The sequence below is a fragment of the Pseudogulbenkiania ferrooxidans 2002 genome (genome assembly GCF_000174355.1).
Taxonomy (GTDB): Bacteria; Pseudomonadota; Gammaproteobacteria; order Burkholderiales; family Chromobacteriaceae; genus Pseudogulbenkiania; species Pseudogulbenkiania ferrooxidans.
Genome location: NZ_ACIS01000006.1, coordinates 141,327 through 165,043, shown reverse-complemented (window position 1 = coordinate 165,043; position 23,717 = coordinate 141,327). Strand labels below are relative to the sequence as shown.

The following is a 23,717-nucleotide window of genomic DNA, read 5'->3' as shown; positions in this document are numbered from 1 at the left end:
ACCTCCTCAGATCACCACCAGCTCGCCATCCAGCGCACCGGCCTGATCCAGCGCCTGCAGGATGGCCATGATGTCGTCCGGCGTGGCGCCGGTGCTGTTGATGGTGTCGATGATGGTTTGCAGCTTGGCGCCCGCCGGCCACTTGAACATGCGGCCCTGGTCCTGCTGCACGCTGACGTCCGATTGCGGCGTGACCACGGTGTTGCCCTTGCCGAACGGGTTGGGCTGGCTCACCTGCGAGCTCTCGGCGATCACCACGCGCAGGTTGCCGTGCGACACCGCGGCGGGGCGTACCGTCACCCCCTGGCTGATCACCACGGTGCCGGTGCGCGAATTGAATATCACGCGCGGCGTCTCCTCGCCCACCCCGATGTTGAGCTTCTCCAGCCGGGCGACGAAGGCCACGCGCGCGGTCGGGTCCGGCGGCGCCAGCACCTCGACCGAGGTGGCGTCGCGCGTGCTGGCGATGCGACCGTAGTGCTGGTTGATGGTGTTGACGATGTTGGTGGCGGTCTCGAAATTGGGGCGCTTGAGGCTCAGGCGCACCGACGGCCCGCTCTCGAAGTCGGACGGGATTTCGCGCTCGATCGAGGCGCCGTTGGGGATGCGCCCCGAGGTCGGGGTGTTCACCGTGACGCTGGAGCCGCTCTTGCCCTGCGCCGACAGGCCGCCGATCACCAGGTTGCCCTGCGCCAGCGCGTACACCTCGCCGTCGGCGGCGCGCAACGGCGTCAGCAGCAGCGTGCCGCCGCGCAGGCTCTTGGCGTCGCCCAGCGACGACACCGTGACGTCGATGGTCTGGCCGTGCCGGTAACCGGGCGGCAGGCTGGCGCTGACCATCACCGCCGCCACGTTCTTGACCTTGGTGCTGCTGCCCTCGGGCTGCTTGATGCCGAACTGCTTGAGCAGGTTACTCACCGACTGGCCGGAGAATTTCACCTGCGAGTTGTCGCCGGTGCCGTCCAGGCCGACCACGATGCCGTAGCCGATCAGCTGGTTTTCGCGGATGCCTTCGACGCTGACCAGGTTGCGCAGCAGCTGGGCGCCGGCGTTGAGCGGCAACAGGCCGGCCACCAGCACCAGCATCAGGCGGGAAAGGTAACGGTAGGGCATGAGGTCTCTCAGAACGGCATCCATGGGCTGGTGAAGAAGCGCGTCAGCCAGCCCGGGGCGTTGGCGTCGCTCAGGACGCCCCGGCCGGAGTAGGCGATGCGGGCGTTGGCGATGCGCTGCGACGACACGCGGTTGTCGGTATCGATGTCGTCGACGCGGACGTAGCCCGCCAGCTGCAGGTACTCCTCGCCCTGGTTCAGGGTGAGCTGCTTCTCGCCCTTCACCAGCAGCAGGCCGTTGGGCAGCACCTGGTGCACGATCACGCTGAGCGCGCCGGACAAGGCATTCTGCTGGGTGGACGATGACGAGCCGTCGAAGGTGCGGTCGGCGTCGATGCCAACCTTGGTGTTGATGGTCTTGCTGCCGAGGATGGTGGGCTGGATGCTGGCGCCCGACTTCTTGTCGAGCAGGGCGCCGGCCTTCTTGCTGGCCTGGGTGGTTTCTTCCAGCACCACGGTCAGGGCGTCGCCAACGCGGTAGGCGCGGCTGTCGGTGACCAGCGACCAGGCGCCGCCGGCGGTGTACACGCCGCCGCCCACGCCGCGCGCCGCCGACTTCGGCGGCAGCGGCGGCTCGAACTCGGCGCGCGGCGGCGGCAGGGTCTGGGTGCAGCCGGCCAGCAGCAGCGTGGCCAGTACGAGCGCCGTCCGCTTCATCGCACCGACTGCGCCAGGTACTGCATCATGTTGTCGGCGGCGGACAGCACCTTGGTGTTCATCTCGTAGGTGCGCTGCGCCGCGATCATGTCCACCATCTCTTCCACCACCTGCACGTTGGAGCCCTCCAGCGCGCCCTGCTTGAGCTTGCCCAGCGCGTCGCTGCCGGGATTGCCGACGGTGGGCGTGCCGCTGGCGGTGGTTTCCTGGAACAGGTTGTCGCCCAGCGCCAGCAAGCCGGTGGGGTTGACGAAGTTGGCCAGCGTCAGCTGGCCGATCTCGGTCTGCGCGGTGGAGCCGGACTGGGTGATCGACACCGTGCCGGTTTCGCCGATGCTGACCGAGGTCGCCGTGGCCGGCACGGTGATGGCGGGCACGATGGGCAGGCCCTGCGCGTTCACCAGCTGGCCGTCGGAGTTGACCTGCAGCTGGCCGGCGCGGGTATAGCCGGTTTCGCCGTTGGACATCTGCACCTGCAGGAAACCCTGGCCGACGATGGCCACGTCCAGCGCCTGGCCGGTGGTGGTGATGCTGCCGCTGGTGAACACCTTCTGCGTGCCCAGGAGGCGCGTGCCGTTGCCCAGCTGCACCCCGGACGGCGAGGCGTTGTTGGCGTCGACGCGGGCGCCGGGCTGGCGTTCGACCTGGTAGAACAGGTCCTCGAACACCATGCGGTCGCGCTTGAAGCCGACCGTGTTGACGTTGGCCAGGTTGTTGGCGATGGCGCCCAGGCGCGCGTCTTGCGCCTGGATGCCGGTTTTACTGATCCACAATGCCGGATTCATGCCCTACCCCTCGGTTGCCTAACCGCGCACCAGGCGGTTACCGGCCTCGACCATGTCGTTGGCCGCGTTGAACATCTTCATCTGCATCTCGAAACCGCGATTGAGCGACATGGTGGCGATCATCTCCTCCACCGCCGACACGTTGCTCTGCTCCAGGTGCTCGCCCTGCACCCGCACCGTCTCGTCCGCCGGCAGCGTGTTGCCGAGGCGGCTGACGATCAGGCCGTTCTCGTCCTTGGAAAGCTCTTCCGGCGCCGGCTTGACCAGCTTCAGCCGATCGACAACCTGCATTGCCGTCTCTCCCGGCGGCTGGATCGAAATCGTGCCGTCACCGGCCACCGCGACGCGCACGTAGGGCGGCAGCACGATCGGGCCGCCGTCGCCCAGCACCGGCCGGCCGTTGACGGTGAGCGCGCCGTTGGCGTCGACACTGAAGTTGCCGGCGCGGGTGTAGGCTTCGCCGCTGCCGACGGCGACGGCGAGAAAGCCATCGCCCTGCAGCGCCACGTCGAGGTCGCGCCCGGTCTCCACCACGGTGCCGGCGCGATGGTCAACGGCGTTCGGTTCGGCGCGCGTCATGTGGCGGGCGTCGTAACCGTAGCCGCGTACCGCCTGGCTGCTGGCCACCTCGATATCGGCGCGGAAACCGTTGGTCTGGGCGTTGGCCAGGTTGTTGGCGTGCACCTGCTGCGCCTTGAGGGTGCGGTCGGCCCCGCTCATGATGGTGTAGATCAGCGCGTCCATGTCTTACACCGCCTGCATCAGCGCCTGGATCACCTGGCCCTCGGTCGAGATCACCTTGGTGTTGGCTTGGTAGTTGCGCTGCGCGCTCATCAGGTTGACCAGCTCGGCGGTCATGTCGACGTTGGATTGCTCCAGCGAGCCGGCGCTGAGGGTGCCGGCGAGACCGCTGCCGGGCGCCGAGAGCAGCGCGGTGCCGGAGGCCGGCGAGTCCACCCAGCTGGTGGCGGACACCGGGACCAGGCCGTCCTCGTTGGGGAAGTTGGCCAGCGCGATGGTGCCGACCGCCTGCTTCTGGCCGTTGCTGTAGGTGGCGAGGATGTCGCCGTTGTCCTGCAGGCTGACCCCGGTGAGCGCGCCGGAGGCGTAGCCGTTGCCGCTGTTGACGGTGGTGGTGGTATCGCCGGCGAACTGGGTGGTGCCGGTGTAGTCGAGCTTGACGGCCAAGGCCGCGGCGCCCGTCGGGGTGCCCAGCGCGAGCGCGGCGGCGCCGCTGGCCAGCGCCGACGAGGTCAGCGCGCCGTTGCTGTCGAAGGCCAGGTCGGCGGTGTCGGCGAGCAGGCTGCCGTCGAGGCCGAAATGCACCGTCACGTCGTTGGTGCCGTTCTTGACGAAGTACTGGGTCAGGGTGTGCTTCTCGCCCAGCGAGTCGTACACGGTGGAAACGCTGGAGCCGTTGAAGGTGGTCGGGTCGGCCGGGTCGAAGGCCGTCGCCGGCGTGGTCCAGCCGGACGACAGGTTGCCGACGTATTGCAGGGTGTCGCTGGCCTTGGCCGCGATCTGCCCGGTGGGCACCGTGATGTCGCCCAGCGCGCCGCGGGCGCCGCCGCTGGCGGCGCTGACGGCGGCGTAGCCCTGGACATGGCGGCCGAAGCTGTCGACCAGCACGCCATCCTTGTCGGTGTTGAAGATGCCGACGCGGGTGTAGGCGACGCTGCCGGCGTTGTCACGGGTGACGAAGAAGCCGCGGCCCTGGATCGCGGCGTCCAGCGCGCGCCCGGTGGTGACGGTGCCGCCGCTGCGACCGATGCTCTGCGTGTTGGAGGCGACCTCGACCCCGGTGGCCTGGGTGCCGGCGTAGGTGGCAGAGAAGTTGGCACGGCTCGACTTGAAGCCGTAGGTGCCGGAGTTGGCGATGTTGTTGCTGATGCTGCCGAGCTGGGAGTTGACCGCGTTGATGCCGGACAGGGCGATTTCAAGACTCATGGAAGACTCCGCTTACGAGACGCTGGACGAGGTGTTCCCCAGCAGGCGGGAAACCGAAGAGGCCGGGACATCCCCCAGCCCGGAAAGGGTGAGCATGGGCTCGCCGCCCTGCACCGGCAGGCGCACGCCCTGGACCACGGCGGCCAGCTCCAGCATCGGCGTGGCGCGCGAGGCGGTGGTCACCGACAGTGCATAGCTGCCGGCGGCAAGACCGTAGTCGGCCGGGTTGACGCTGAACGCGACCTCGCCCGCCGGCTGGGCGCCCAGGTCGATCGGGTGCTGCTTGCCATCGGCGCCGGTGAGCTGCAGCGTGACCTGGTTTTCCGCGCCGGACAGGGTGAGGCGGCCGGAGAGTGGCGTGCCGTCGAGCTGCACGGTATTGCTCTGCACCAGCACGCTGTTGCCGACCTGGTTGCCCAAGCCCAGCCCCTGCAGCTCGCGCAGCAGTACGGCGTTGTCTTTCAGTTGCGACAGCATGCCGAGCGAGGTCTGCATCTGGTTCATCTGCACCAGCTGGTTGACGAACTGCGACGGGTCGGCCGGGTCGAGCGGGTTCTGGTTCTTGATCTGCGCCATCAGCAGCGTCATGAACATGTCCGAGCCACTGCTCTGCGACTGGCCGTTGCTGGCGACCGGGGTCGCGCCCTGGCTCGATGCGGTGCTGTCGTTCAACAGCGAATTGCTGACGGTCATCAGCCTTCTCCCAGTTTGAGCAGGTCCTGCTGCATGGTTTTCACCCGCGCCAGCACTTCCACGTTGGTCTGGAAAGCGCGCGAGGCGGACATCATGTCGGTCATCTCCTCGACCGGATTGACGTTGGGGTAGAACACGTTGCCGTCGGCGTCGGCGAGCGGGTTGGACGGCTCGTGCACCTTGCGCAGCGGGCTGTCGCTCTTCACCACGTCGAGTACCTGCACGCTGGCGCCCTGCCAGGCGCCGTCGCTGTCGGCGCCCCGGTACACGGTGGCGAACACCGGCTTGCGCGCGCGAAACGCCGCGCCCTCCGAGCCGGAGGCCGATTCGGCGTTGGCGAGGTTGCTGGCGACGGTGTTGAGACGCACGGTCTGGGCCGTCATGGCCGAACCGGCGATGCGGGAAATATCCCTGAATGCCATGGTGGATTACCCTGCGATGACTTTGGCCAGGCCCTTGTACTGCATGTTGAGGAAGGTCAGGCTGGTCTGAAATTCGGAGACGTTCTGCGAGAACTCGGCTTGCTCGACGCCGAGCTCGACGGTATTGCCGTCGCGCGACGGGTGGTTGGGGACGCGGTAGAGCAGACCACCGGACGAATCGTCGAGCGGAAAATCGGCTTCATCGGCAGCGGCGGCCAGCGCCGAACGGAAATCGACGTCGCGCGCCTGGTAGCCCGGCGTGGTTTCGTTGGCGATGTTGGATGCCAGGACCTTGGTGCGTTCCGCCCGCAGCTTGAGCGCCTCCGGGTGGATATCCAGCGCCTTGTCGAAATGTATGCCCATTGCCACGCCCGATTCCGTTCAATACCATTGAAAAACAGAGCTATGCTAATAGCCGCCTTACTTGAAAGGCGATACTAATAACTGGCCCTCCCGACGTACATGTAATAATTACCAAGCCCGAGCAAATGGCAATATTCACAACCCTCCGCCCTACCCCCCTGTTGCTGACCCTGCTGACCCTGTCGCTGCCGGCCGCTGCGGACCCCAGCCCGGCCGCGCGCGAACTCGACCGCGCGGTGCTGACCCACGCCCGGCGCTGGCTCGACGACGCCGCGGCCCGGGTCGGGCTGGAGCAGGCACGGCCGCGCCTGACGCCGATCCCGCCGCGCGAGGCGGCGGCGCTGCCGGCCTGCCGCCAGCCGCTGGAGGTCGAGGCGTTCGACACCGCCTCGCTGTCGCGCCTGCGTTTTACCGTGCGCTGCCCGGAGCCGCAGGGCTGGAGCACCGTCTACACCGTGCGTGCCGAACTCGATGCGCGTCAACTGGTGGCGACACGCGACCTCGACGCCGGCAAGGTGCTCGGCGCCGACGACGTGGAATGGGCGCAGCGCCCGGTGTACGAGCTGGAAGAGGGTTTGCACAGCCCGGCCGAGGCGGTCGGCTTGAGCAGCCGCAGCGCGCTGCGACGCGGCCAGCCGCTGCGCAGGAAGCTGCTGGAGGCCGTCGTGCTGGTGCGGCGTGGTGACGCGGTGGAGATCGTGGCGAGCAAGGAGGCGATCGTGGTGACGGCGCCGGGCGAATCACTGGAAAGCGGACGCCGCAACGACGTCATCCGCGTGCGCAACGTCGGCAGCGGCAAGATCCTGCGCGCCCGCGTCACCGAGGCCGGGCGGGTGGTGCCGGAGTGAGGGCCCTGCCTCAGACGCACACAAGCCCCGTCCCGGACGGGGCTTTTGCATGGCGCCCCGGCTCAGAACCCGCTTACGATCTGTCGCGAGCACCCCTCAGCGGGGTGAAGAGCAGCGCAGAAACCGGAATGTACTGCAGTACATGAGGATTTCGAGCAGCACATGAGCCCCGATCAGGGGTGCACAGCAAGATCGTAAATGGGTTCTCAGCTGCCCGCCCGGATCGACGCTACCACCCGCGCCAGCTTGCCGGCGTAGTCCGGGTCGGTGGCGTAGCCGCCCTTGGCCAAGGCCTGGGCGAATGCCGCGGCGTCGTTGCCCGCGCCGAGCACGCCGCGGAAGCGCGGGTTGCCGGCCAAAAGCTGGGTGTAGTCGGCGAAGGCGCCGCGCCAATCCGGATAGGCGCGGAAGCGCTCGCTGCGCTTCACGTCGGCGCCCGCCTCGTGCTCGGTGGTGAGCGCCGTCACCACCTCGCCCTGCCAGCCCGCGCCGGCCTTGATACCGAACAGGTTGTGGCTGTTGGTGCCGTCGGCCTGTGTCAGCGGGCGCTTGCCCCAGCCGGACTCCAGCGCGGCGTGCGCGGCGATCAGATCCGGCGCCACCCCCAACCGCGCCGCGGCCTCGCGCGCGTACGGCTCGACCTGGCTCAGGAACGCCTGCTGTGCCGTGCCCGGCGTGCTGGCGTCGTCGCCACCCACCGTGGCCGCCACCGCCTCGGCACCGCGCTGGCGCGCCCAGGCGCCTTCCGGCGACAGCGTCATCTCGCTCGCGCCGAACCCCTTCTCGATCGAATCGACCACCTCCTGCCGGGTCTGGCGATAAAGCGCGGAGAAGCCGCCGCCCTCGCCCGCCGCCGGCAACGGCAGCGCCACGGCGCGCCAGGCGGCGTCGAAAGGGAGTGAACCGAGGGTTGGATCAGAGCGGAACATAGATATCCTTCTCGCCGAACAGCACACGCTCCAGGTTGTCGTGCTGCGCCATCAGCAGCCGGCCGTTGCGCTCGTTCAGCGTCTTGCACTGCGCCACCCGCCCGCGCAGCGTCGCCCACAGCGCTTCGCAGGCCTGACGCGGGGCGGCGGGCAGCTGTGCCAGCACCTCCTCGACCGACAGCCGCCGCGGCCGCCCCAGCAGCTCGGCCGCCAGTTCGCGCCGGGCGCGACGGCGAACGTCGAGCCGGTCGACCAGCGTCACGATCCGCTCGCCGGTCTCGGCCAGCGTCGCCGCGTCATGGCCCATCACGCCCTTGAACTGCCGCTCCAGCAGCTGTTCCAGTTGCTGGTAATCGGCCAGGTCGAGGCGCATGTCGCCCAGCAGCTGGCGGAAACGGGCCTCGCGGCTCATCCGCGCCCGCCGTGATAACGGTCGATCAGCGCCGCCAGCCGTTCCGGGTCGAACGGGGCCTCGCCACGCGCCAGCGCCGCCTTGACCGCGGCGACGCGCTCGAGATCGATCTCGGGCGCGGCGCGCAAGGCGGCCTGCGCCGGCTCCAGCAACGCCGCCCCACTGGCCTCGGCGGCCGCCGCAGGGCGGACGGCAGGCGCGGTCGGGGAGGTGGCCGGGCGCTCGGCCGGGGCGACGTCGCGACGTTCAGGGCGTTGGGGAGTGATGCGCATGGTGAGCCTCGTCAATGCAATTCGTCTGTCTTATAGAGACAAGACGACCGCCTGCCAGAAAAACTTAAAAGTTCTCCGGCAGCATCTTGAGCAACACGATGCGGCGGTTTTCCATGCGGATGTAGTGGCCGTAGACCAGCTCCTTGAGGATGCGCGCCACCATCTCGCGCGAGGAGCCGATCTGGTCGGCGATTTCCTGCTGGGTCAGCGGCTTGTCGAGCTGCAGCACGCCGTCCTCCTCGACCATCAGCTCGTTGAACAGGATGCGGATGCGGCCGTAGACGTCGAGCAGCGCCAGGTTCTTGGCCGAGGTCGAAATGCGCCGCACCATGCCCGCCAGTCGCAGCAGGATCTTGCTGCGGATGGTCTCGCAGGGCAGACCGTCGGCCACGCCGAACACGCTGACCAGATCGGTGCGCCGGAACATCAAGAGCTGGCAGTCGCGCTCGGCCACGGCGCTCCAGGCGCACGGCCCGCCGTCCAGGTAGGAGACCTCGCCCATGAGTTCGCCCGGTTCGTTGAACATGAACACGAACTTCTTGCCCATTCCGTCCGAGACGAAGGACTCGATGCGTCCTTCGGTCAGCAGATAAATGGCGGCGCTGTTTCCCCCTTCCAGAAACAGCGGGTCGCCCTTGCGCAAGTTCAGAGGAACGGCGAGGTCGATCAATTCGTCGAGAGCGAAATCGTTGAGGCTACCGAAAAAATCGGTCGCGAGCAGGAGCTGTTTGATATCTTGCTTTGTCATTTTTTTATATGTGCACGAGCTATTTAAACAAACACCATCGCGTGGCGCGGCATGGAATGAACGTTGTGGAGCGAACGGTTATTGGCATTTTTTTGTTTGTCCGGCCATGCCAAATCGATTAACGGCGCCATTGTTATTAATAACTGCCTCATTGTAAAGTTTTGCAAAGCAATTAGTGAACTTTTCTTGATTCAGACGATCAAAAGCCCGGATTTTTGTCCGGGCTTTTGTTGAGGAAGAGGTAAGGCGGGGCTTAAGGACGCAGTTGCTGCTTAAGCGCGGCCAGTTCGGCCGCGGAGGGTTTCTCGGCGCCGGCGGCGGGCTGGCCGCCCTCCCCGGGCATGCCGAACATCGCCGCCACGGTCTGCGCCTGGCCGGTGGTCAGCACCAGGAGTTCGATGCGGCGGTTGAGCGCGGCGTCCGGATGGCGCGCATCGAGCGGGGCACGGTCGGCCATGCCGACCACTTGCAGGATGCCGTTGCTGGCCATTCCCCCCAGCAGCAGCTGCATGCGCGCCGCCATGGCACGGTTGCTGGACAGGCTCCAGTTGGAGAAGGCGGCGTAGTCCTGCCCCTTGTACTGCAGCGAGTCGGTATGGCCCACCAGCAGCAGCTGGTTGTCGATGTGGGCGAACATCTGCCCCATTTTCTGCAGCAGGTGCTTGAAACGCTCGTTGATCACCGCGCTGCCGCGCTCGAACATGCCCTGCTTGTCGGTATCGTGCAGCATCACACGCAGGCCGTAGGGGGTGATCACGGTCTGGATGTTGCCGGCGAGCCCGGCCTCGACCGACAGGTCCGACATCATCTTGGCCAGCTTCTGCAGGTCGGCGGCGCTGTCGTAGCGGCGGCGCAGCTTGGCGCCGTTGCCGTCGTCGAGCGCCGAGGGCTGGGCGCTGCTCTTGACCTGCGAATTGGGGCGCGACTCGGTGGCCTGCTGACCGGGCACCAGTTCGCGCGGGATCAGGCTGCCGTGCGGCGTACCCTGGTGCTCGATGCGCGACTGGGTGCCCTCCGCCAGCGGGCTGCCGCCGCCGTTGCGCAACAGCTGCGCCATGGTCTCCTGCTCGCGCGAGGCGAGCAGCCACATCACCAGGAACAGGCACATCAGCGCCAGCACGAAGTCGGCGAACGCCACCTTCCATGCCCCGCTGTGGCCGCCATCGTCCTGGCGCCGCGACACTTTCTTGATGACGGCGGCGGTGCCTTCCTTCTTCTTGTCCAGGCTCACGGTGCGCTACCTCACACGCCTTGCAGCGCGTTGATCCAGCTTTCCAGCTGCGAAAAGCTCGGCTTGGTGTTGAGCTGGACCAGGCGGCGCCCGGCGTCGATCGCCAGCAGCGGCGGCTTGCCGGAGGCATGCGTGGTGATCACCACCTTGACCGATTCGAAGTTGGAGAGCTCCTCCTTGACCTGCTGGTGCATCACGTTGCTGAGTGGGTCGAGCACGCCGTAGCAGAAGAAGATGCCGATGAAGGTGCCCACCATGGCGGCGCCGACCTTCTCGGCGATCTCGCCGGTGGTGGCGCCGTTGCCGACGCTGTTCATGGTCATCACGATGCCCAGCACCGCGGCCAGGATGCCGAAGCCCGGCATCGCCTCGCCGATCTTGTGCAGCGACTTGGAGGGCTGGTTGAGCTCCTCGTGGATGGCGTCGATTTCCTGGTCGAGCACGCCTTCCAGCTCGTGCGCGCTGATCTTGCCCATCGCCATCAGGCGGAAATTGTCGACGATGAAGGCCAGCAGCTTGGGCTGCTGCAGCACCAGCGGGTAGCGGTTGAACAGCGGGCTCTGGCGCGGCGCCTCGACGTGCTCGTCGAGCGCCTTCAGGCCCTGGCTGGCGGTGATCAGGAGTTCGTACATCAACAGCAAGAGTTGGCGCTGGAATTCGGCGCCGTGCTTCTTGCGCAGCACCACGCGCTTGATCTGGCCGCCCATTTCCAGCAGCACGTGCTTGGGGTTGCCCAGCACGATGGCGCCGATCGCGGCGCCACAGATGATGAGCAGTTCCACCGGTTGCCAGATGACGTGGAACGAGCCCCCGCCCAGCATGAAGCCGCCGAAGACGCATCCGAGAACGATGCCGATGCCGAGTAGTTGCTGCATAGTTGCCTTTCCAGGGAGTTCAGGCGGCGTCGAGCCGGACCTTCATTTTCTTGAGAGCGCTCTTGTTGATCTGGCACACCCGCGCTTCGGTCAGGTCGAGCACGGCGGCGATCTCCTTGAGGCTGAGTTCGAATTCGTAGTAGAGCTGGATCACGCGCTGTTCGCGCTCGTCCAGCGCGGAGAGCGCCGCCGCCAGGGTGCGCCGCTGCAGCACGCTGGCCTCGGGGGTGTTGTCGTCGATGGGCTCGATGCCGGCGGCGACCAGTTCGTCGAAGCTGGCCATGGCCTCGGCGTTTTCCGCCACCAGCAGCGCGCGGTAGTCCTCGGCGCTGAGCCCCAGTTGCGCCACCGCTTCCGCCTCGCTGGGCTCGCGCCCGAGGCGCCGCGTCAGTTCGCGCAAGCCATCGCGCAGGCGGTGCGCGTCCTGGCGCAGCGCGCGCGGCCGCCAGTCGAGGCGGCGCAGCTCGTCGAGGATGGCGCCGCGCACGCGCAGCACGGCGTAGCCGGCGAAGCGCGCATCCGGCTCGCCGTAGCGGCGCAGCGCCTCGAGCAGCGCCATCAGGCCGATCTGCTCCATGTCCTCGCGCTCGATCACGCCGTTGGCTTGCGAGTTGAGCTGGCGCGCCACGCGCTTCACCAGCGGGGCGAAATCACTCAGGCAGCGCGCCTCGAGTTCGGCCGGCGTGTCGGGAGTGGCGTAGTCGGCGTACATGGCGCGCTTACTCGATGATCAGCTTGCCGACCATGACGTCGGAGAACGGCTGGGCGCCGTGTTCGGCACCGTAGCTTGCGCGGTAGGCCTTGCCCAGCAGCTTCTGGTAGTCGTCGATGGTCATGCCGGAGGCGCGCGCCAGCGCGAGCGGCGACAGCGCGCGCACCGCCACGGTCTTGAGGAAGGGCAGTTGCTCCTTGAGCTCCTTTTCGTGCGTCTCGCCGGTGCGGAACACCAGGTCGAGCGCCATGTAGTGCAGCTCGGGGTCGCCCGCCTCGCTGCGCAGCATGACGATCACCTTGTCCAGGCTGACGTAGCGGCTCGGTTCGGCCTTCTCGGCGGAGGCCAGCGGAGCGGCCGCCTTGCCCTGCCCCAGCCACCAGTAGACGCCGCCGGCACCGAGCGCCACGGCCAGCACCATCCCCAGCGCCGCACCCATTATCGTATTCGTGTTCATCCGATCTGTCCTTTCTCTGCCTCAGCCCTGCGCCAGCGCGAACGGTGCAAAGCCATCGCCGCCCGCCTCGGCCAGCGCGCGTCCCGGGCTACGGCCGTCCGGCGCGCCGTCGCGCCCGGAACGGCCCTGCCCCTGTCCCTGGTGGCCGCCGGGAGCGCCTTCGCGCACCTCCACCGCCACCTGGGTGTACTGCCGTGCCGACAGGTCCTGGCGTAGCGCGTCGCCGATCGCCTGCAGCTGGCGCACCACCTCGCCGTGCGAGGCCACCAGCTGCACCGTCAGGGCGCCGGCCTCGTGGCGGATGGCGATTTCCAGCGAACCGAACGACGGCGGGTCGAGGCGGATCAGCGCACGGTCCATGCCGTGCGTGCTCTGCACCGCCAGGCGCTCGCCCAGCGCGGCGCGCAGCGACTCGCCCCAGCGCGCCGGCTGGCCGGCGGGCAGCGCCAGCGGCGCCCATTCCGGCAAGGCCGCGCGCGGCTCGGCGCCCTGGGCGTGGACGAACCAGCCTGGCAGCGGATTCGGCGCCGGGCTGCCGGCCAGCGGTGCGGCGCTGCCATCCTGCGTGGCCAGGCGCAGAGGGAGCCCGGCTGGGAGCGGGGATTGAGCGTCAGCCGGCAGCGCAGGAACGGTGCCAGCGGCGGAGGCCAGGTTGTCGCGCGCCGAGGCCGGCACGCTGCCCGCCGCCACGCCGGCCAGGCCCTGGAACGTGGAAAGGTTGGCCGAAGACAACGGCGGGGTAAGCGGGAGTGGCGGCAGCAGCAGCGACAAGGGCGTGACCGGCACGGCCGGCAACGCCGTGGCGCTCTGCTCCTGCTCGCTGTGATGGCGCTCGCCGTCCGGCCCGGCATCGGTGGTCGCCGGGGGGGGCGCGGTGCCCGGCGCCGGCGATACCGGGCCGGGCACCGGCAGTACCACCGCCAGCAGCGCCGCGGCAAAGTCGGCCGGCGCGGCGGAGTCGGGGGACGCGGCGGGGGTCGCGGCGGGCGCTACCGCCGCGACGGCGACGGGTTCGGCGGAACGGGTTTCCGCCAGCGGTACGGTGGACAGGGTGGGCAAGGTCGTCATGCGCCCTCCCATTGCCGGGCCTGGGCGTAGGCGAGCTGGCCTTCGCGTTCCCGGCTCAGCAGCGCGAGGCGCTGTTCCAGTTCGGCACCGGCCGTGCTGCCGGCCGCCAGGATTTCGCGGTAGAGCGTGCAGAGGCGCGCGAGGCGGGCGGGCTCGATGGCCGCCGGCGCGCCGGCCAGCCACGCCGACAGCCGTGCGTCCAGCGCCGTCAGCCGCTCCCAGTCCTGCGCGGCGGCGGCGGTGCGCAGGGCGCTTTCCAGGTGATCGAGTTCAGGCGGCTTCATGCTGATCGCGCACTCCCATCCAGCCGCCCTTGAGCGTGCCCAGCAGGCCGACAACCTCGTCCAGCGCCGCCACGTCGAGCTCCACGCTGGCGTGGTAGAGGCGGAAGGCGCAGTAGTCGTAGAGCCGCGCCAGGTCGGTCACCACCTCGCCGCCCGACTCGAAATCCAGCGCGCTGGAGAGGCCGTTGAGGATGTTGATGCACTTGGTGATGCTGTCGCCCTTCTGCTCGAAACGCTGGCCCTCCAGGTGGCCGCGGGCGCGCGCCAGCTCTTCCAGCAGGCCGTCGAACAGCACCAGCACCAGCTGCACCGGCGAGGCGGTGGCGGTCTGCGCTTCCAGGTTGACCGAGTGGTAACTGCGGTAGGCTTCGTAATCCAAGGTGGCTTCCTGTCGTCGGTTACGGGTTACTGGCTGAAGTAGCTGTTGAGCGAATCCAGGGTCTGGCTCATCTGCGCCTGCATGGTCTGCAGCTGGGTGAACTGCGCCAGGTAGCGCTTGTAGGCCTGGTCGTACTGGTTATCGATGCGCGTCTGCTGCGCGTCGAGGTCGTTCTGCATGCGCTGCGCGCTGTCCTTGCGCTGCGTGATCAGGCCGCTGCTGGCGTTGAGCCACTTGTCGAGGTAGCTGCCGGCTTGGGCGAGCAGGCCGTCGGCGTTGCTGCCGTTGAAGAAGCCGTCGAGCGCGGTGGGCTGGTCGGCCAACAGCTTGTCGAGCTTGCTGCGGTCGAGCGACAGCGTGCCGTCGCGCGCGGCGGTGATGCCCATGTCGGCCAGGCGCACGCCGCCGAAGCTCTGGCGGATCAGGGTATTGAGATGGTCGCGCAAGGAGCGCACCCCGGCGTCAGTGGCGAACGGCCCGGCCTTCTGATCCTTGTCGGCGCCCCCGGATGCGGTCAGGCTGCCCAGCGACTTGAGCAGCGTATTGTAGGCGTCGACGAAGTTCTGCACGTTACCGCCGGTGTCGCTGTCGCTGCGTGCCACGTTCAGCGTCAGGCTCTGGCCGGCGCTCATGGCGCCGAAGGTCATGGTGACGCCGTCGATGGCGGTGAAGGTGTTGGAGGCCTGCTGCATCAGCACCCCGCTGCCCTGCCCGCCCAGCCAGACCTTGGCGTCCTGCGCGGGGCTCAGTTGCGACGAGGACGCGAACGCGGTCTGCAGGGCGGGATCGCTGGCCTGGCTGGCGTCGACGCCGATGGTGTTGGCGGCCCCGGTCTTGCCCGAGGTCAGCACCAGGCGCGAGATGCCGTTGGCGGTCAGCACCATGGCGTTGACCTTGCCGGCGTTGCCCGCAGCCTGGTTGATGGCCAGGGCGATTTCGCTGGTGGTGAGATTGTGGTCGCCGTCGCGGTCGGCGCTGGCGAGATCGACGCTGAAGGGGTTGCCGCCGAGGCTGACGGTGAGGGTGCCGCCGCTGGCGCCGGATACCCCGTCGTACGCCAGCTGCTGCGCGCTCGCCAGCTGCTCGACGAACAGCGAGTAGCTGCCGGCCTGGGCCGTGCCGCTGGCGCTGACGGTGCCGGCGTTGCTCTGGCTGAAGCTGGCGCTCATCGCCACCATGCTCTTTTTGGCCGACAGCGAGGTCAGCGCCGAGCGGAAGTCCTGCAGCGCGCTCTGCAGCTTGCTCAGGCCGTCGCTGCGCGCCTTGGCGCTGCTGTTCTGCATCGACAGGCGCTGCTGCGCCTGCTGCACGTACAGGTTGGCCAGCTGCGTGGCCATCTGCGTCGGGTTGATGTCGGCCATGGTGTGCTCCTTATCCGGTCTCAATAACTGTTCAAGGCGACCGGAACGGCGGTTTCCTTCAGGCGGCGTGAATAATCACACCGTGGTGCGGCCGCGCCACCACGCCTGGCCGGCGAAGTCGTCGCTGTACTTCTGCTCGCGCCGGGCACGCTCGCCGGCGATCTGCGCGGCGGCGTCGTCGCGTACCTGCACCAGCGCCTCGCGCCGCAGCGTGGCCACCGCCAGCGCGCGCTGGCTCACCGCGGCGTCGGCCTCGGCCAGGTTCAGATCCTGTTGCTGCGAGGCCATCAGCTGCAGCAGCGCCCCCTTGTAGCCGGCGCAGTTGAGCGCCAGCGCCGGCGAGGCGGTGGCCGCGCTGGCGCCGCTCTGGCCGCACAGCTCGCCCATGCGCTCGATGTTGCGGCGGTAGCGTTCCTGCAGGCGGCGCTTGGCGACAAGCTCGGACTCCAGGCGTTCCACGTCGTTATCACGCAGCCGCACCATCAGCTGCAGGCGGTGCAGGGCTTCTTGCTGTTTCATGATGCGGACAGTTCCTCGAGTTGCTGCAGGGTGGCGCCGTAGGGCGCCGCGACGGCGGCGTCCTGGCGCAGGAAACGTTCGATGAGCGGCATCCGCTGCACCGCGCGGTCGGTCTCGGCGTCGGCGCCGGGCACGTAGCCGCCCAGCGGGATCAGCGCGCGCACCTCCTGGTAGCGCGCCCACAGCCCGCGCAGGGTGCGCGCCGCCTCGCGCTGGCTCACCCCGGCCACCAGCCCCATGCAGCGGCTGACCGAGGCGGCAATGTCGATGGCGGGGTAGTGGCCGCGCTCGGCCAGCCCGCGCGACAGCACGATGTGGCCGTCGAGGATGGCGCGCGCGGTGTCGACCACCGGGTCCTGCTGGTCGTCGCCTTCGGCCAGCACGGTGTAGATCGCGCTCATGCTGCCCTCGCCCTCGCCGTTGCCGGCGCTTTCGGCCAACGTCGGCAACAGGCCGAACACCGACGGCGGGTAGCCGCGCGTGGCGGGCGGTTCGCCCAGCGCCAGCGCCACCTCGCGCTGCGCCATGGCGTAGCGCGTGAGCGAATCGACCAAGAGCAGCACGTGGCGCCCCTGGTCGCGGAAATGCGCGGCGATGGTGTGGGTGAGCTCGGTGGCCTTGAGCCGCATCAGCGGCGACTCGTCGGCAGGCGCCACCACCAGCACCGCCTTGGCCAGGCCCTCGGCGCCGAGCGCGTGCTCGACGAACTCGCGCACCTCGCGCCCGCGTTCGCCGATCAGCCCGACCACCACCACATCGGCCTCGGTGTGGCGGGTGATCATGCCGAGCAGCACGCTCTTGCCGACGCCGCTGCCGGCGAACAGGCCGACGCGCTGGCCGCGCCCGAGCGTCAAGAGGCCGTTGATGGCGCGCACGCCGACGTCGAGCGGGGTGTCGACCGGGCGCTTTCTCAGGGGATTGACGCGCGGCGGATGCGCCGCCAGCGGGTGCTCGCCGCCGAGGCGGCCCAGCCCGTCCAGCGGCTCGCCCAGGCCGTTGACGATGCGCCCCAGCCAGGACGGACCGATGAACAGCCCGGCGGCATCCGGCGCCGGCTGCACGCGCGCGCCGGTGGTCAGGCCGACCGGCTTCTTGAACGGCATCAGGTAGGACACCTCGCGCTTGAAGCCGACCACCTGCGCCTGCAGCCACTCGCCGGCGGCGGTTTCGATCAGACAGCGCTGGCCGGTCTCGAGCGGACAGCCGACGCTCTCCAAGAGCAGGCCGGAGGCGCCGACCAGGCGGCCGGTGACGGTCGCCACCGGCACGTCGTCGAGTTCCAGCTTTTCCAGCGCGGCACGCAGCATGCTCAGACCTCCGCCACGGCGCCGGTCGCGGCCGCGCCACTGGGCGCGGTCAGCGGCGCAGCCGCGCCCAGCTGCTCGCGCACCTTGTCGAGGCAGACCTCCAGGCGCTGCTGGCAGCCGGCGTCGGCCTCGCTCTCGGCGGTGCGCACGCGGCACTCGCCGGCGGCCAGCTTGGCGTCCGGCACCAGGCGCCAGCGCGCGGCACGCTCCGGCGCCAGTTCGCGGATGCGCGCGCATTCCTCGGCGTTGAGCAGCACCTCGACCTCGCCGCTCACCGGCGGCAGCGCGGCCAGCGTCTCCTCGACCAGGTCGAGGATCTGCGCCGGCTTCAGCGTCAGCTCGCAGCGGATCACCTGGCGCGCCACCTTGGCCACCAGCTCGACTACGTCCTCGCGCAGCGCGCCCTGGTAGTCCTCGCAGGTGCGGCGCATCGCCTCGGCCGCGGCGGCAAGCGGGGCGGCCAGGCCGTCCAGCTGCGCCAGCACCTCGCGCCGCGCCGCCTCGAAACCCTGCGCGCGGCCTTCGGCCAACCCTTGGGCCAGGCCGGCGTCGCGCCCGGCCTGCTCGCCGGCGGCGACGCCCTCGCGGTAGCCGGCGTCCATGCCCTGGCGGAAACCGTCGGCGACCGAGACCTGCAGCTGCGCGGCATCGTCACCGTGCGGGCCGGGCGCGGCGGACGGGGCCTGGAGCAACGGCGGGAAACGGAACGGGCGCCAGTGCTTCACTCGACCACTTCCTCGGGGAACAGCTGCAGGTCGATCTCGCCGGCGTCGGCTAGCGCCTTGACCTGCGCCATGATCTCGCGCCGCACCTCTTCGACGCGGCTTTTCGGCACCGGGCCGGAGCGGCGCATCATGTCCTCGAAGCTCTGCGCCTGGCGGCGCGGCATGGTCTGCACGATGGCCTCGCGCACCGCCGGCTCGGCACCCTTGAGCGCGATCGCCCACTGCTCCAGCGCCACCTCCTCGGCGATGCGCATCAGCACCGTCTCGGTCTGGCGCGACAGCACGAAGAAGTCGTACATGCGCGCCTCGATCTCGCCGACGATGTCCGGGTCGTGCGCGCGCAACAGCTCGATCATGCGCGAGCGGTCGCCCGGCAGGCGGTTGATGATGTCGGCGGTCTGCTGCATGCCCTCCACCGCGGTGCTCTGCGTGTGCAGGCTTTCCAGGCAGCGGTTGACCAGCTCTTCCAACTCGAGCAGGAGGTCGCGGTCGACGTCCTTGAGACGGGCGATGTTGACCAGCACGCGGTCGCGGTTTTCTTCCGGCAGCACCTCCACCACCTGGCCCGCCAGCGCCGGCGGCAGGAAGGCGAGGAACACCGCCTGCATGCGCACGTGCTCGCTGCCGATGCGATCGGCCAGCCACTGCGGCGAGACCCACTGCAGGCGCGCCATCTTGGGACGGATGGCGTCGCCGTAGATGTTGTCGAGCACGCTGTTGGCGATGTCGCTGCCCAGCGCCAGGTCGAGCGAGCGCTTGAGGAAGGAGCGGCTGGCACCGTGCACCCCGCTCTGCTCGCGGTATTCGTCGAAGAATTTCTGGATCGCGCCCTTGACCGAGTCCACCTTGATGCCGCTCAGGCCCGACATCTCCTGGGTGACCGCCAGCAGTTCCTCGCGCGACAGGCAGCGCAGCACGCCGGCGGCGGGCTCCTCGCCCATGCACAGCAGCAGGATGGCGGCCTGCTGCACCGGGGTCATCGCGGCGGGATCGGCCGGCAGGTTGGCCGAAGCGGCGCTCGCGCCGGGCTTACTGGTTTCTTCCATCTTTCTGCACCCACTGTTTCACCACCTCGGCCACACGCTCCGGTTCCTTGGCGGCCAGACCCTTGAGATGGTCGACCAGCACGTCCACCGACGAACCCGCCGGCGGCAAATCGTAGTTCTCCAAGAGCGGCATCACCGGGCTCGCGCCGGTGGGCGGCCCCTCCGGCAACGCCAGCGGACGGCCCTGCGGTGCCGTGCCGGCCGGCTGCTCGTCCGGCTCCAGCAGCAGCGGCTCCGGCTGCCCCTGGGCCGCCAGCGGCACCAGCGCTCCGGCGGTCTGCGGCCGGCTCGCCCACTGGCGCAGAATCTTCAACAGCGGGCGCGCGATCAGCAGGTAGCCCAGCAGCAGCGCCACGCCGTAGGCCAGCCAGCTGGCGCCGTCGAGCAGGGTGTCGCGCTGCTGCCACCACGGCTCCAGCGCCACCTGGCCGGGGAAGTTCATCGCCGTCACCGCCAGCGCGTCGCCGCGCTCGGCCTTGATGCCCAGGCCGTTGCGCAGCACCTTGTCGACGTTGGCGAGCTGCTCCGCCTGCCAGCCGCCCTTGGCCGGCGCGGCGGCCTGGTTCAGCACCACCGCCACCGACAGCCGAGAGAGCCGGCCGCGCGCATGCTTGATCTGCATGATGCTGCGGTCGTAGGCGTACTGGCGCGTCACGGCGTTCTTGCTGTTGCCGCCGACGCTCTCCTGCGCCGGCGCCGAGGAATCGGTATTGATCGGACGGTTGCTGAGCGAACCGGGAATGCCCAGCGCCAGCTTGTCGTTGGATTTTTCCTCGCGCGACGCCTCGTTGGTGATCTTGGGCGCCTCGCCGTACTTCTCGCGCGTCTCCTCGACGCGGTCGTTGTCCACCTCGGCGGTGATGCTGACCTTGAAGTTGTCGGCGCCGATCACCGGGGTCAGCAGCGCACGCACGTTCTCCAGCGCCTCCTCGCGGTAGCGCTTGGCGGCGTCGCTCTCGGCGGCGGGCTGGCCGCCTTCGGCCAACTCGATGCGCGACGACAGCAGGTTGCCGGCCTGGTCCACCAGCGTCACCTTGGCCGGGTTCAGGGTCGACACGCTGCCCGCCACCAGGTTGACCACGGCGGCGATCTGCTCGTTGGAGAGCTGCCGCCCCGGCTTCAGCGTCACCACCACCGAGGCCGAGCCCTTGTCCTCGCCGGCGGTGACGAAGGACGAGGAGCGCGGCAGCGACAGGTGCACGCGCGCCCCCTGCACCGGCTCCAGCGCCAGGATGCTCTGCGTCAGTTCGCCCTCCAGGCCGCGGCGGAAACGCACGTCCTGCACGAACTGGCTGACGCCGAGCGGGTCGTTCTTGTCCAACAGCTCCAGCCCGGCCGGCAGCTGCGCCACCACGCCCTTGGCGGCGAGCGCCATGCGCACGCGCCCCAGGTCGGCGTCCGGCACCAGCACCTGGCCGGTCTGCGGGTGAAGGCGGTAGGGAATCTTCTCGGCGTCGAGCACCGCCATCATGTCGGCGGCGACCACCTTTTCCTGGGCGCCGAACACCGGCTTGTAGCGGGCATCGTCGCGCCACAGCCAGAACGTCACCGCCAGCGTCAGGCCGATGGCCAGCACCAGCAGCGGCAACAGGGTGCGAACGGCGGCGGCGGGCATGGCCGGGCGGCGGGCGGCAAGACCGCGCCACGAGGCCAGGCCGGAACGGAGTTGAGCTATCACGTCGGACCTGCGCTTCAGATGGGCATCTTGATCAGGTCGTCGACGGCGCCGACCACCTTGTTACGGACCTGCATCAGCATCGAGAACGACAGGCTGGCCTCCTGGCTCAGCATCATCGCCCCGACCAGGTCGTCGCTCTTGCCGCTGTCCACCTCGGCCATCTTGTCGTTGGCGGCGCGGGTCTGGGCGTCGACCTCGCGCACCGCCCCCTGCATCGCCTGCGAAAAGCTCGACGCCGCCGGCGCGGCGTCCAGTCCGGCCGGCTCGGCGGCGGCCGCCACCTTGGTCAGCCCCGACATGTCACGGAGCAGTTGCGTCTGGTCGGCGTTGATCATCACGCCCAGGGATGGAGTCATGCGGAATTCCTTGCGGTACAGGGCCGTTGGCAGGGCCGGAACTGGCGGAGCCGAATCCGTATCTTCCCCAGCCTATCCTTGGCAAATTTCCGGGCAGTTTAAACTTTTGCTTACTGATAAGTGCCGTGAATTTTCACAACCGCTTATGTGAATTTTCACCTCCCAGTGCCACGGCCATTCAGTAAGATGCGCGATCATTTGTCCCGCCGTGGCGCGCCCGCCGCCGGCCGGCCCCGCAACCCGAACAGACCTGCCATGCCCAAGTCCAGAATCCTTCCTCCCGCCGACGGAGCCCGCTTAGCGGCGCTGGACCCGACCACGCTGGGACGCCCCTTCCATCTGCTGCCGGTGTTCCTGCGGCTGGTGGAACAGGAACTGGCCGACTTCGTCGCGCACGAGCTCAACGCCCGTTACCGCGCCCAGTTCCAGTTCAAGGGCGTGCAGGCCGGCCAGGCCGACCTCGACCCCGAGCGCCGCACCTGGCACCGCCTCGACGGTGCCGGCATCGGCGTCAACGTGGCGCGCCCGCTGCTGCTGCGCATCCTCGACTACCGCTACGGCGGACGCGCCAGCCCGGCGCTGCCCGCCGCCCAGCCGCCGCGCGAAACCGAAACCGAACGGCGCCTGGCGCGCATGCTGGGCGAGCGCCTCACCGCGCGCCTGGTGCAGGCGGTACGGCGCCTCTCACGCCGCCCGCTGCCCACGCTCAAGGCCCCCCCGGCGGTGGAGACCCTGCCCTTCCCCCCCGGCGACGCGCCGGCCTGGCACATGCAGCTGACGCTGGGCGAAGCCGGCAGCGGCGGCGCGAGCCAGATCGGCCTGGCGCTGGACGCGGCGGTGTTTGCCCAGGTGCTGCGCCAGCTGCCGCTGCAGGCGGCGCTGCCGGGCCCGGCAGCGGGCAAGACGCTGGCGCGGCCGTTTGCCGAACAACTGTCGATCCGGCTGTCGGCGCGCCTCATGGAAAAGCGCCTGACGCTGGGCGAAATCCTCGACCTCCGGGTCGGCTCGGTGCTGCCGGTCAGCCTGCAGCAGCAGGCCGACGTCTACATCGGCCGCACCCGGGTATTCACCGCCGCGGTGGCCGAAAGCCACGGCAAGCTGTGCCTGACCTCATTCGACGATGCGGAGTAAGCAATGGAACTGAACGACGATTTCGACCTGGACGGCATGCTGAAGGATATCGATGCCGCGCCAGCGGAGCACGCCCCCGCCAGCGCGGCGCCGGCCCGCCCGGCACGCGACATGAGCCACTTCCTGCGCAAGATCCCGGTCACGCTGACACTGGAAGTCGGCAGCGCCGACATCTCGCTCGCCGACCTGGTGAACATCGGCCAGGGCTCGGTGCTGGAACTCGACAAGCTGGCCGGCGAGCCGCTCGACATCAAGGTCAACGGCTCGGTGATCGGCCGCGCCGAAGTGGTGGTGGCGGGCGACAACTACGGCCTGCGCGTGGTCGAACTCAACGATCTCGACCTCGACACCCTGGCGCCATGATACCCCCGCGACACCGCCTGCCACGCCTCGCGCTGAGCGCCGCCCTGCTGCTGGCGACGGCGCCGGCCTGGGCCGCCGACACGCTCAAGCTGCTGTCCGCCAACGCTGGCGGCACCCCGGTCGACTTCACGGTCAAGACCCAGATCCTGATCATCATGACCCTGCTCGGGCTGTTGCCCGTGCTGATGCTGATGATGACCAGCTTCACCCGCTTCGTGATCGTGCTGTCGCTGCTGAGGCAGGCGCTCGGCCTGCAGCAGGGCCTGCCCAACCGCCTGGTGACCGGCGTGGCGCTGATCCTGACGCTGTTGGTGATGCGCCCGGTCGGGCTGGAGGTGTGGAACAAGGCGATGCTGCCGTTCGACCAGGACAAGATCACCATGCAGCAGGCGCTGGACGTGGCGCAGCAGCCGATCTCGCGCTTCATGCTGGCGCAGACCAGCAAGGCGGCGCTGGCGCAGGTGGCCAAGCTGTCCGGCGAGGAGAACGTGGCGCGGCCGCAGGACCACGCCTTCGCCGTCAAGCTCGCCGCCTTCGTGCTGTCCGAACTGAAAACCGCGTTCCAGATCGGCTGCATGCTGTTCATCCCCTTCCTGGTGATCGACCTGGTGGTGTCCAGCGTGCTGATGGCGATGGGCATGATGATGCTGTCGCCGCTGGTGATCTCGCTGCCGCTCAAGCTCCTGATGTTCGTACTGGTGGACGGCTGGTCGCTCACCGTCAATACCCTCGTCACCTCGATCCAGGCCTACTGACATGCTCACCCCCGATATCGCGGTCGACCTCGTCAACGACAGCCTGCGCGTAGTGGTCACCCTGGTGGTGCTGCTGGTGCTGCCGAGCCTGATCGTCGGCGTCGTGGTCAGCCTGATCCAGGCCGCCACCCAGATCAACGAGCAGACGCTGTCCTTCCTGCCGCGCCTGTTGATCACGCTGGGCACCATCGCGCTCGCCGGGCACTGGATGACCGGCCTCTTGATGGACTTCTGCATCGACATGTTCCACCGCGCCGCCACGCTGGTGGGATGACGGGCGCG

At 68.9% G+C, this 23,717-nt stretch carries 31 protein-coding genes; 5 read left to right on the top strand and 26 right to left on the bottom strand.

Features of this window, described 5'->3' with window-relative positions; all coding sequences use genetic code 11:
* Window positions 1–6: 6 nt before the first annotated feature.
* The 8 genes from FURADRAFT_RS11910 to flgB are packed head-to-tail and all read right to left on the bottom strand — an operon-like array spanning window position 7 to window position 5,979.
* Window positions 7–1,113: a flagellar basal body P-ring protein FlgI gene (locus FURADRAFT_RS11910; RefSeq protein ID WP_008954407.1), complete on the bottom strand. Its 1,107-nt coding sequence runs from the start codon at window positions 1,111–1,113 to the stop codon at window positions 7–9.
* A gap of 8 nt (window positions 1,114–1,121) precedes the next feature.
* Window positions 1,122–1,769 (bottom strand): flagellar basal body L-ring protein FlgH, encoded by a 648-nt coding sequence (gene flgH / locus FURADRAFT_RS11905; protein ID WP_008954406.1) that lies wholly within the window; start codon window positions 1,767–1,769, stop codon window positions 1,122–1,124.
* Window positions 1,766–2,554 carry a flagellar basal-body rod protein FlgG gene (gene flgG / locus FURADRAFT_RS11900; protein WP_008954405.1) on the bottom strand — a complete coding sequence of 263 codons (789 nt, stop codon included), beginning with the start codon at window positions 2,552–2,554 and terminating at the stop codon, window positions 1,766–1,768. The genes flgH and flgG overlap by 4 nt, the downstream gene beginning before the upstream one ends.
* An 18-nt stretch (window positions 2,555–2,572) precedes the next feature.
* Window positions 2,573–3,298 (bottom strand): flagellar basal body rod protein FlgF, encoded by a 726-nt coding sequence (locus tag FURADRAFT_RS11895; protein WP_008954404.1) that lies wholly within the window; start codon window positions 3,296–3,298, stop codon window positions 2,573–2,575.
* 3 nt (window positions 3,299–3,301) lie between these two features.
* Window positions 3,302–4,501: a flagellar hook protein FlgE gene (locus tag FURADRAFT_RS11890; protein WP_008954403.1), complete on the bottom strand. Its 1,200-nt coding sequence runs from the start codon at window positions 4,499–4,501 to the stop codon at window positions 3,302–3,304.
* 12 nt (window positions 4,502–4,513) lie between these two features.
* Complete coding sequence (locus FURADRAFT_RS11885) at window positions 4,514–5,194, bottom strand: flagellar hook capping FlgD N-terminal domain-containing protein (protein ID WP_008954402.1); 681 nt, start codon at window positions 5,192–5,194, stop codon at window positions 4,514–4,516.
* Entirely contained in the window at window positions 5,194–5,616 is a 423-nt protein-coding gene (gene flgC / locus FURADRAFT_RS11880; protein ID WP_008954401.1) for a flagellar basal body rod protein FlgC, read from the bottom strand. Before flgC ends, FURADRAFT_RS11885 begins: the two co-directional genes overlap by 1 nt.
* Before the next feature lie 6 nt (window positions 5,617–5,622).
* The gene (gene flgB / locus FURADRAFT_RS11875) at window positions 5,623–5,979 is read right to left on the bottom strand and encodes a flagellar basal body rod protein FlgB (RefSeq protein ID WP_008954400.1); all 357 of its coding nucleotides are present in this window, start codon (window positions 5,977–5,979) and stop codon (window positions 5,623–5,625) included.
* Between the two features lie 125 nt (window positions 5,980–6,104).
* Between flgB and flgA the strand changes: the two genes are divergently transcribed.
* On the top strand, window positions 6,105–6,827 hold the full coding sequence (flgA, locus tag FURADRAFT_RS11870; RefSeq protein WP_008954399.1) for a flagellar basal body P-ring formation chaperone FlgA: 723 nt from the start codon (window positions 6,105–6,107) through the stop codon (window positions 6,825–6,827).
* A 206-nt stretch (window positions 6,828–7,033) separates the two neighbouring features.
* Here the strand turns inward: flgA and FURADRAFT_RS11865 are convergent, their stop codons facing one another.
* From FURADRAFT_RS11865 to FURADRAFT_RS11780, 18 genes are all read right to left on the bottom strand, one after another.
* Window positions 7,034–7,756 (bottom strand): glycoside hydrolase family 73 protein, encoded by a 723-nt coding sequence (locus FURADRAFT_RS11865; RefSeq protein ID WP_008954398.1) that lies wholly within the window; start codon window positions 7,754–7,756, stop codon window positions 7,034–7,036.
* Complete coding sequence (gene flgN / locus FURADRAFT_RS11860) at window positions 7,743–8,168, bottom strand: flagellar export chaperone FlgN (RefSeq protein WP_008954397.1); 426 nt, start codon at window positions 8,166–8,168, stop codon at window positions 7,743–7,745. Before flgN ends, FURADRAFT_RS11865 begins: the two co-directional genes overlap by 14 nt.
* Complete coding sequence (gene flgM / locus FURADRAFT_RS11855) at window positions 8,165–8,440, bottom strand: flagellar biosynthesis anti-sigma factor FlgM (RefSeq protein ID WP_008954396.1); 276 nt, start codon at window positions 8,438–8,440, stop codon at window positions 8,165–8,167. Before flgM ends, flgN begins: the two co-directional genes overlap by 4 nt.
* A gap of 64 nt (window positions 8,441–8,504) precedes the next feature.
* Entirely contained in the window at window positions 8,505–9,188 is a 684-nt protein-coding gene (locus FURADRAFT_RS11850) for a Crp/Fnr family transcriptional regulator (RefSeq protein WP_008954395.1), read from the bottom strand.
* A gap of 253 nt (window positions 9,189–9,441) precedes the next feature.
* Entirely contained in the window at window positions 9,442–10,419 is a 978-nt protein-coding gene (locus FURADRAFT_RS11845) for a flagellar motor protein MotB (RefSeq protein ID WP_008954394.1), read from the bottom strand.
* A gap of 11 nt (window positions 10,420–10,430) precedes the next feature.
* Window positions 10,431–11,294, bottom strand: coding sequence for a flagellar motor stator protein MotA (gene motA / locus FURADRAFT_RS11840; protein ID WP_008954393.1), 864 nt, complete (start codon window positions 11,292–11,294; stop codon window positions 10,431–10,433).
* A gap of 19 nt (window positions 11,295–11,313) precedes the next feature.
* Window positions 11,314–12,006 (bottom strand): RNA polymerase sigma factor FliA, encoded by a 693-nt coding sequence (locus FURADRAFT_RS11835; protein WP_008954392.1) that lies wholly within the window; start codon window positions 12,004–12,006, stop codon window positions 11,314–11,316.
* Window positions 12,007–12,013: 7 nt separating this feature from the next.
* Window positions 12,014–12,463, bottom strand: coding sequence for a flagellar basal body-associated FliL family protein (locus tag FURADRAFT_RS11830; RefSeq protein WP_008954391.1), 450 nt, complete (start codon window positions 12,461–12,463; stop codon window positions 12,014–12,016).
* Between the two features lie 21 nt (window positions 12,464–12,484).
* Entirely contained in the window at window positions 12,485–13,531 is a 1,047-nt protein-coding gene (locus tag FURADRAFT_RS11825) for a flagellar hook-length control protein FliK (RefSeq protein WP_008954390.1), read from the bottom strand.
* Complete coding sequence (locus FURADRAFT_RS11820) at window positions 13,528–13,815, bottom strand: ABC transporter substrate-binding protein (RefSeq protein WP_008954389.1); 288 nt, start codon at window positions 13,813–13,815, stop codon at window positions 13,528–13,530. The genes FURADRAFT_RS11825 and FURADRAFT_RS11820 overlap by 4 nt, the downstream gene beginning before the upstream one ends.
* Window positions 13,802–14,194 carry a flagellar export chaperone FliS gene (gene fliS / locus FURADRAFT_RS11815; protein WP_008954388.1) on the bottom strand — a complete coding sequence of 131 codons (393 nt, stop codon included), beginning with the start codon at window positions 14,192–14,194 and terminating at the stop codon, window positions 13,802–13,804. Before fliS ends, FURADRAFT_RS11820 begins: the two co-directional genes overlap by 14 nt.
* Before the next feature lie 26 nt (window positions 14,195–14,220).
* Window positions 14,221–15,555 (bottom strand): flagellar filament capping protein FliD, encoded by a 1,335-nt coding sequence (fliD, locus tag FURADRAFT_RS11810; protein ID WP_008954387.1) that lies wholly within the window; start codon window positions 15,553–15,555, stop codon window positions 14,221–14,223.
* 75 nt (window positions 15,556–15,630) lie between these two features.
* Window positions 15,631–16,074, bottom strand: coding sequence for a flagellar export protein FliJ (gene fliJ, locus FURADRAFT_RS11805; RefSeq protein WP_008954386.1), 444 nt, complete (start codon window positions 16,072–16,074; stop codon window positions 15,631–15,633).
* A complete protein-coding gene (gene fliI, locus FURADRAFT_RS11800; RefSeq protein WP_008954385.1) occupies window positions 16,071–17,381 on the bottom strand; it encodes a flagellar protein export ATPase FliI in 1,311 nt (436 codons plus the stop codon). Before fliI ends, fliJ begins: the two co-directional genes overlap by 4 nt.
* Before the next feature lie 2 nt (window positions 17,382–17,383).
* Window positions 17,384–18,106, bottom strand: coding sequence for a flagellar assembly protein FliH (gene fliH, locus FURADRAFT_RS11795; protein ID WP_008954384.1), 723 nt, complete (start codon window positions 18,104–18,106; stop codon window positions 17,384–17,386).
* The gene (locus FURADRAFT_RS11790) at window positions 18,103–19,152 is read right to left on the bottom strand and encodes a flagellar motor switch protein FliG (protein WP_008954383.1); all 1,050 of its coding nucleotides are present in this window, start codon (window positions 19,150–19,152) and stop codon (window positions 18,103–18,105) included. Before FURADRAFT_RS11790 ends, fliH begins: the two co-directional genes overlap by 4 nt.
* On the bottom strand, window positions 19,136–20,830 hold the full coding sequence (fliF, locus tag FURADRAFT_RS11785; RefSeq protein WP_040652818.1) for a flagellar basal-body MS-ring/collar protein FliF: 1,695 nt from the start codon (window positions 20,828–20,830) through the stop codon (window positions 19,136–19,138). Before fliF ends, FURADRAFT_RS11790 begins: the two co-directional genes overlap by 17 nt.
* Window positions 20,831–20,844: 14 nt before the next feature.
* A complete protein-coding gene (locus FURADRAFT_RS11780) occupies window positions 20,845–21,186 on the bottom strand; it encodes a flagellar hook-basal body complex protein FliE (RefSeq protein ID WP_008954381.1) in 342 nt (113 codons plus the stop codon).
* Between the two features lie 255 nt (window positions 21,187–21,441).
* On the opposite strand from FURADRAFT_RS11780, the gene FURADRAFT_RS11775 reads away from it, so the two are divergent.
* From FURADRAFT_RS11775 to fliQ, 4 genes are read left to right on the top strand one after another with little or no spacing between them, the layout of a single operon-like run.
* The gene (locus FURADRAFT_RS11775; RefSeq protein ID WP_008954380.1) at window positions 21,442–22,317 is read left to right on the top strand and encodes a flagellar motor switch protein FliM; all 876 of its coding nucleotides are present in this window, start codon (window positions 21,442–21,444) and stop codon (window positions 22,315–22,317) included.
* 3 nt (window positions 22,318–22,320) lie between these two features.
* Window positions 22,321–22,680, top strand: a complete 360-nt coding sequence (gene fliN, locus FURADRAFT_RS11770) for a flagellar motor switch protein FliN (protein ID WP_008954379.1) — start codon at window positions 22,321–22,323, stop codon at window positions 22,678–22,680.
* Window positions 22,677–23,435, top strand: coding sequence for a flagellar type III secretion system pore protein FliP (gene fliP, locus FURADRAFT_RS11765; RefSeq protein ID WP_008954378.1), 759 nt, complete (start codon window positions 22,677–22,679; stop codon window positions 23,433–23,435). The genes fliN and fliP overlap by 4 nt, the downstream gene beginning before the upstream one ends.
* 1 nt (window position 23,436) lies before the next feature.
* Entirely contained in the window at window positions 23,437–23,709 is a 273-nt protein-coding gene (gene fliQ, locus FURADRAFT_RS11760) for a flagellar biosynthesis protein FliQ (protein WP_008954377.1), read from the top strand.
* The last annotated feature ends 8 nt before the right edge of the window (window positions 23,710–23,717 follow it).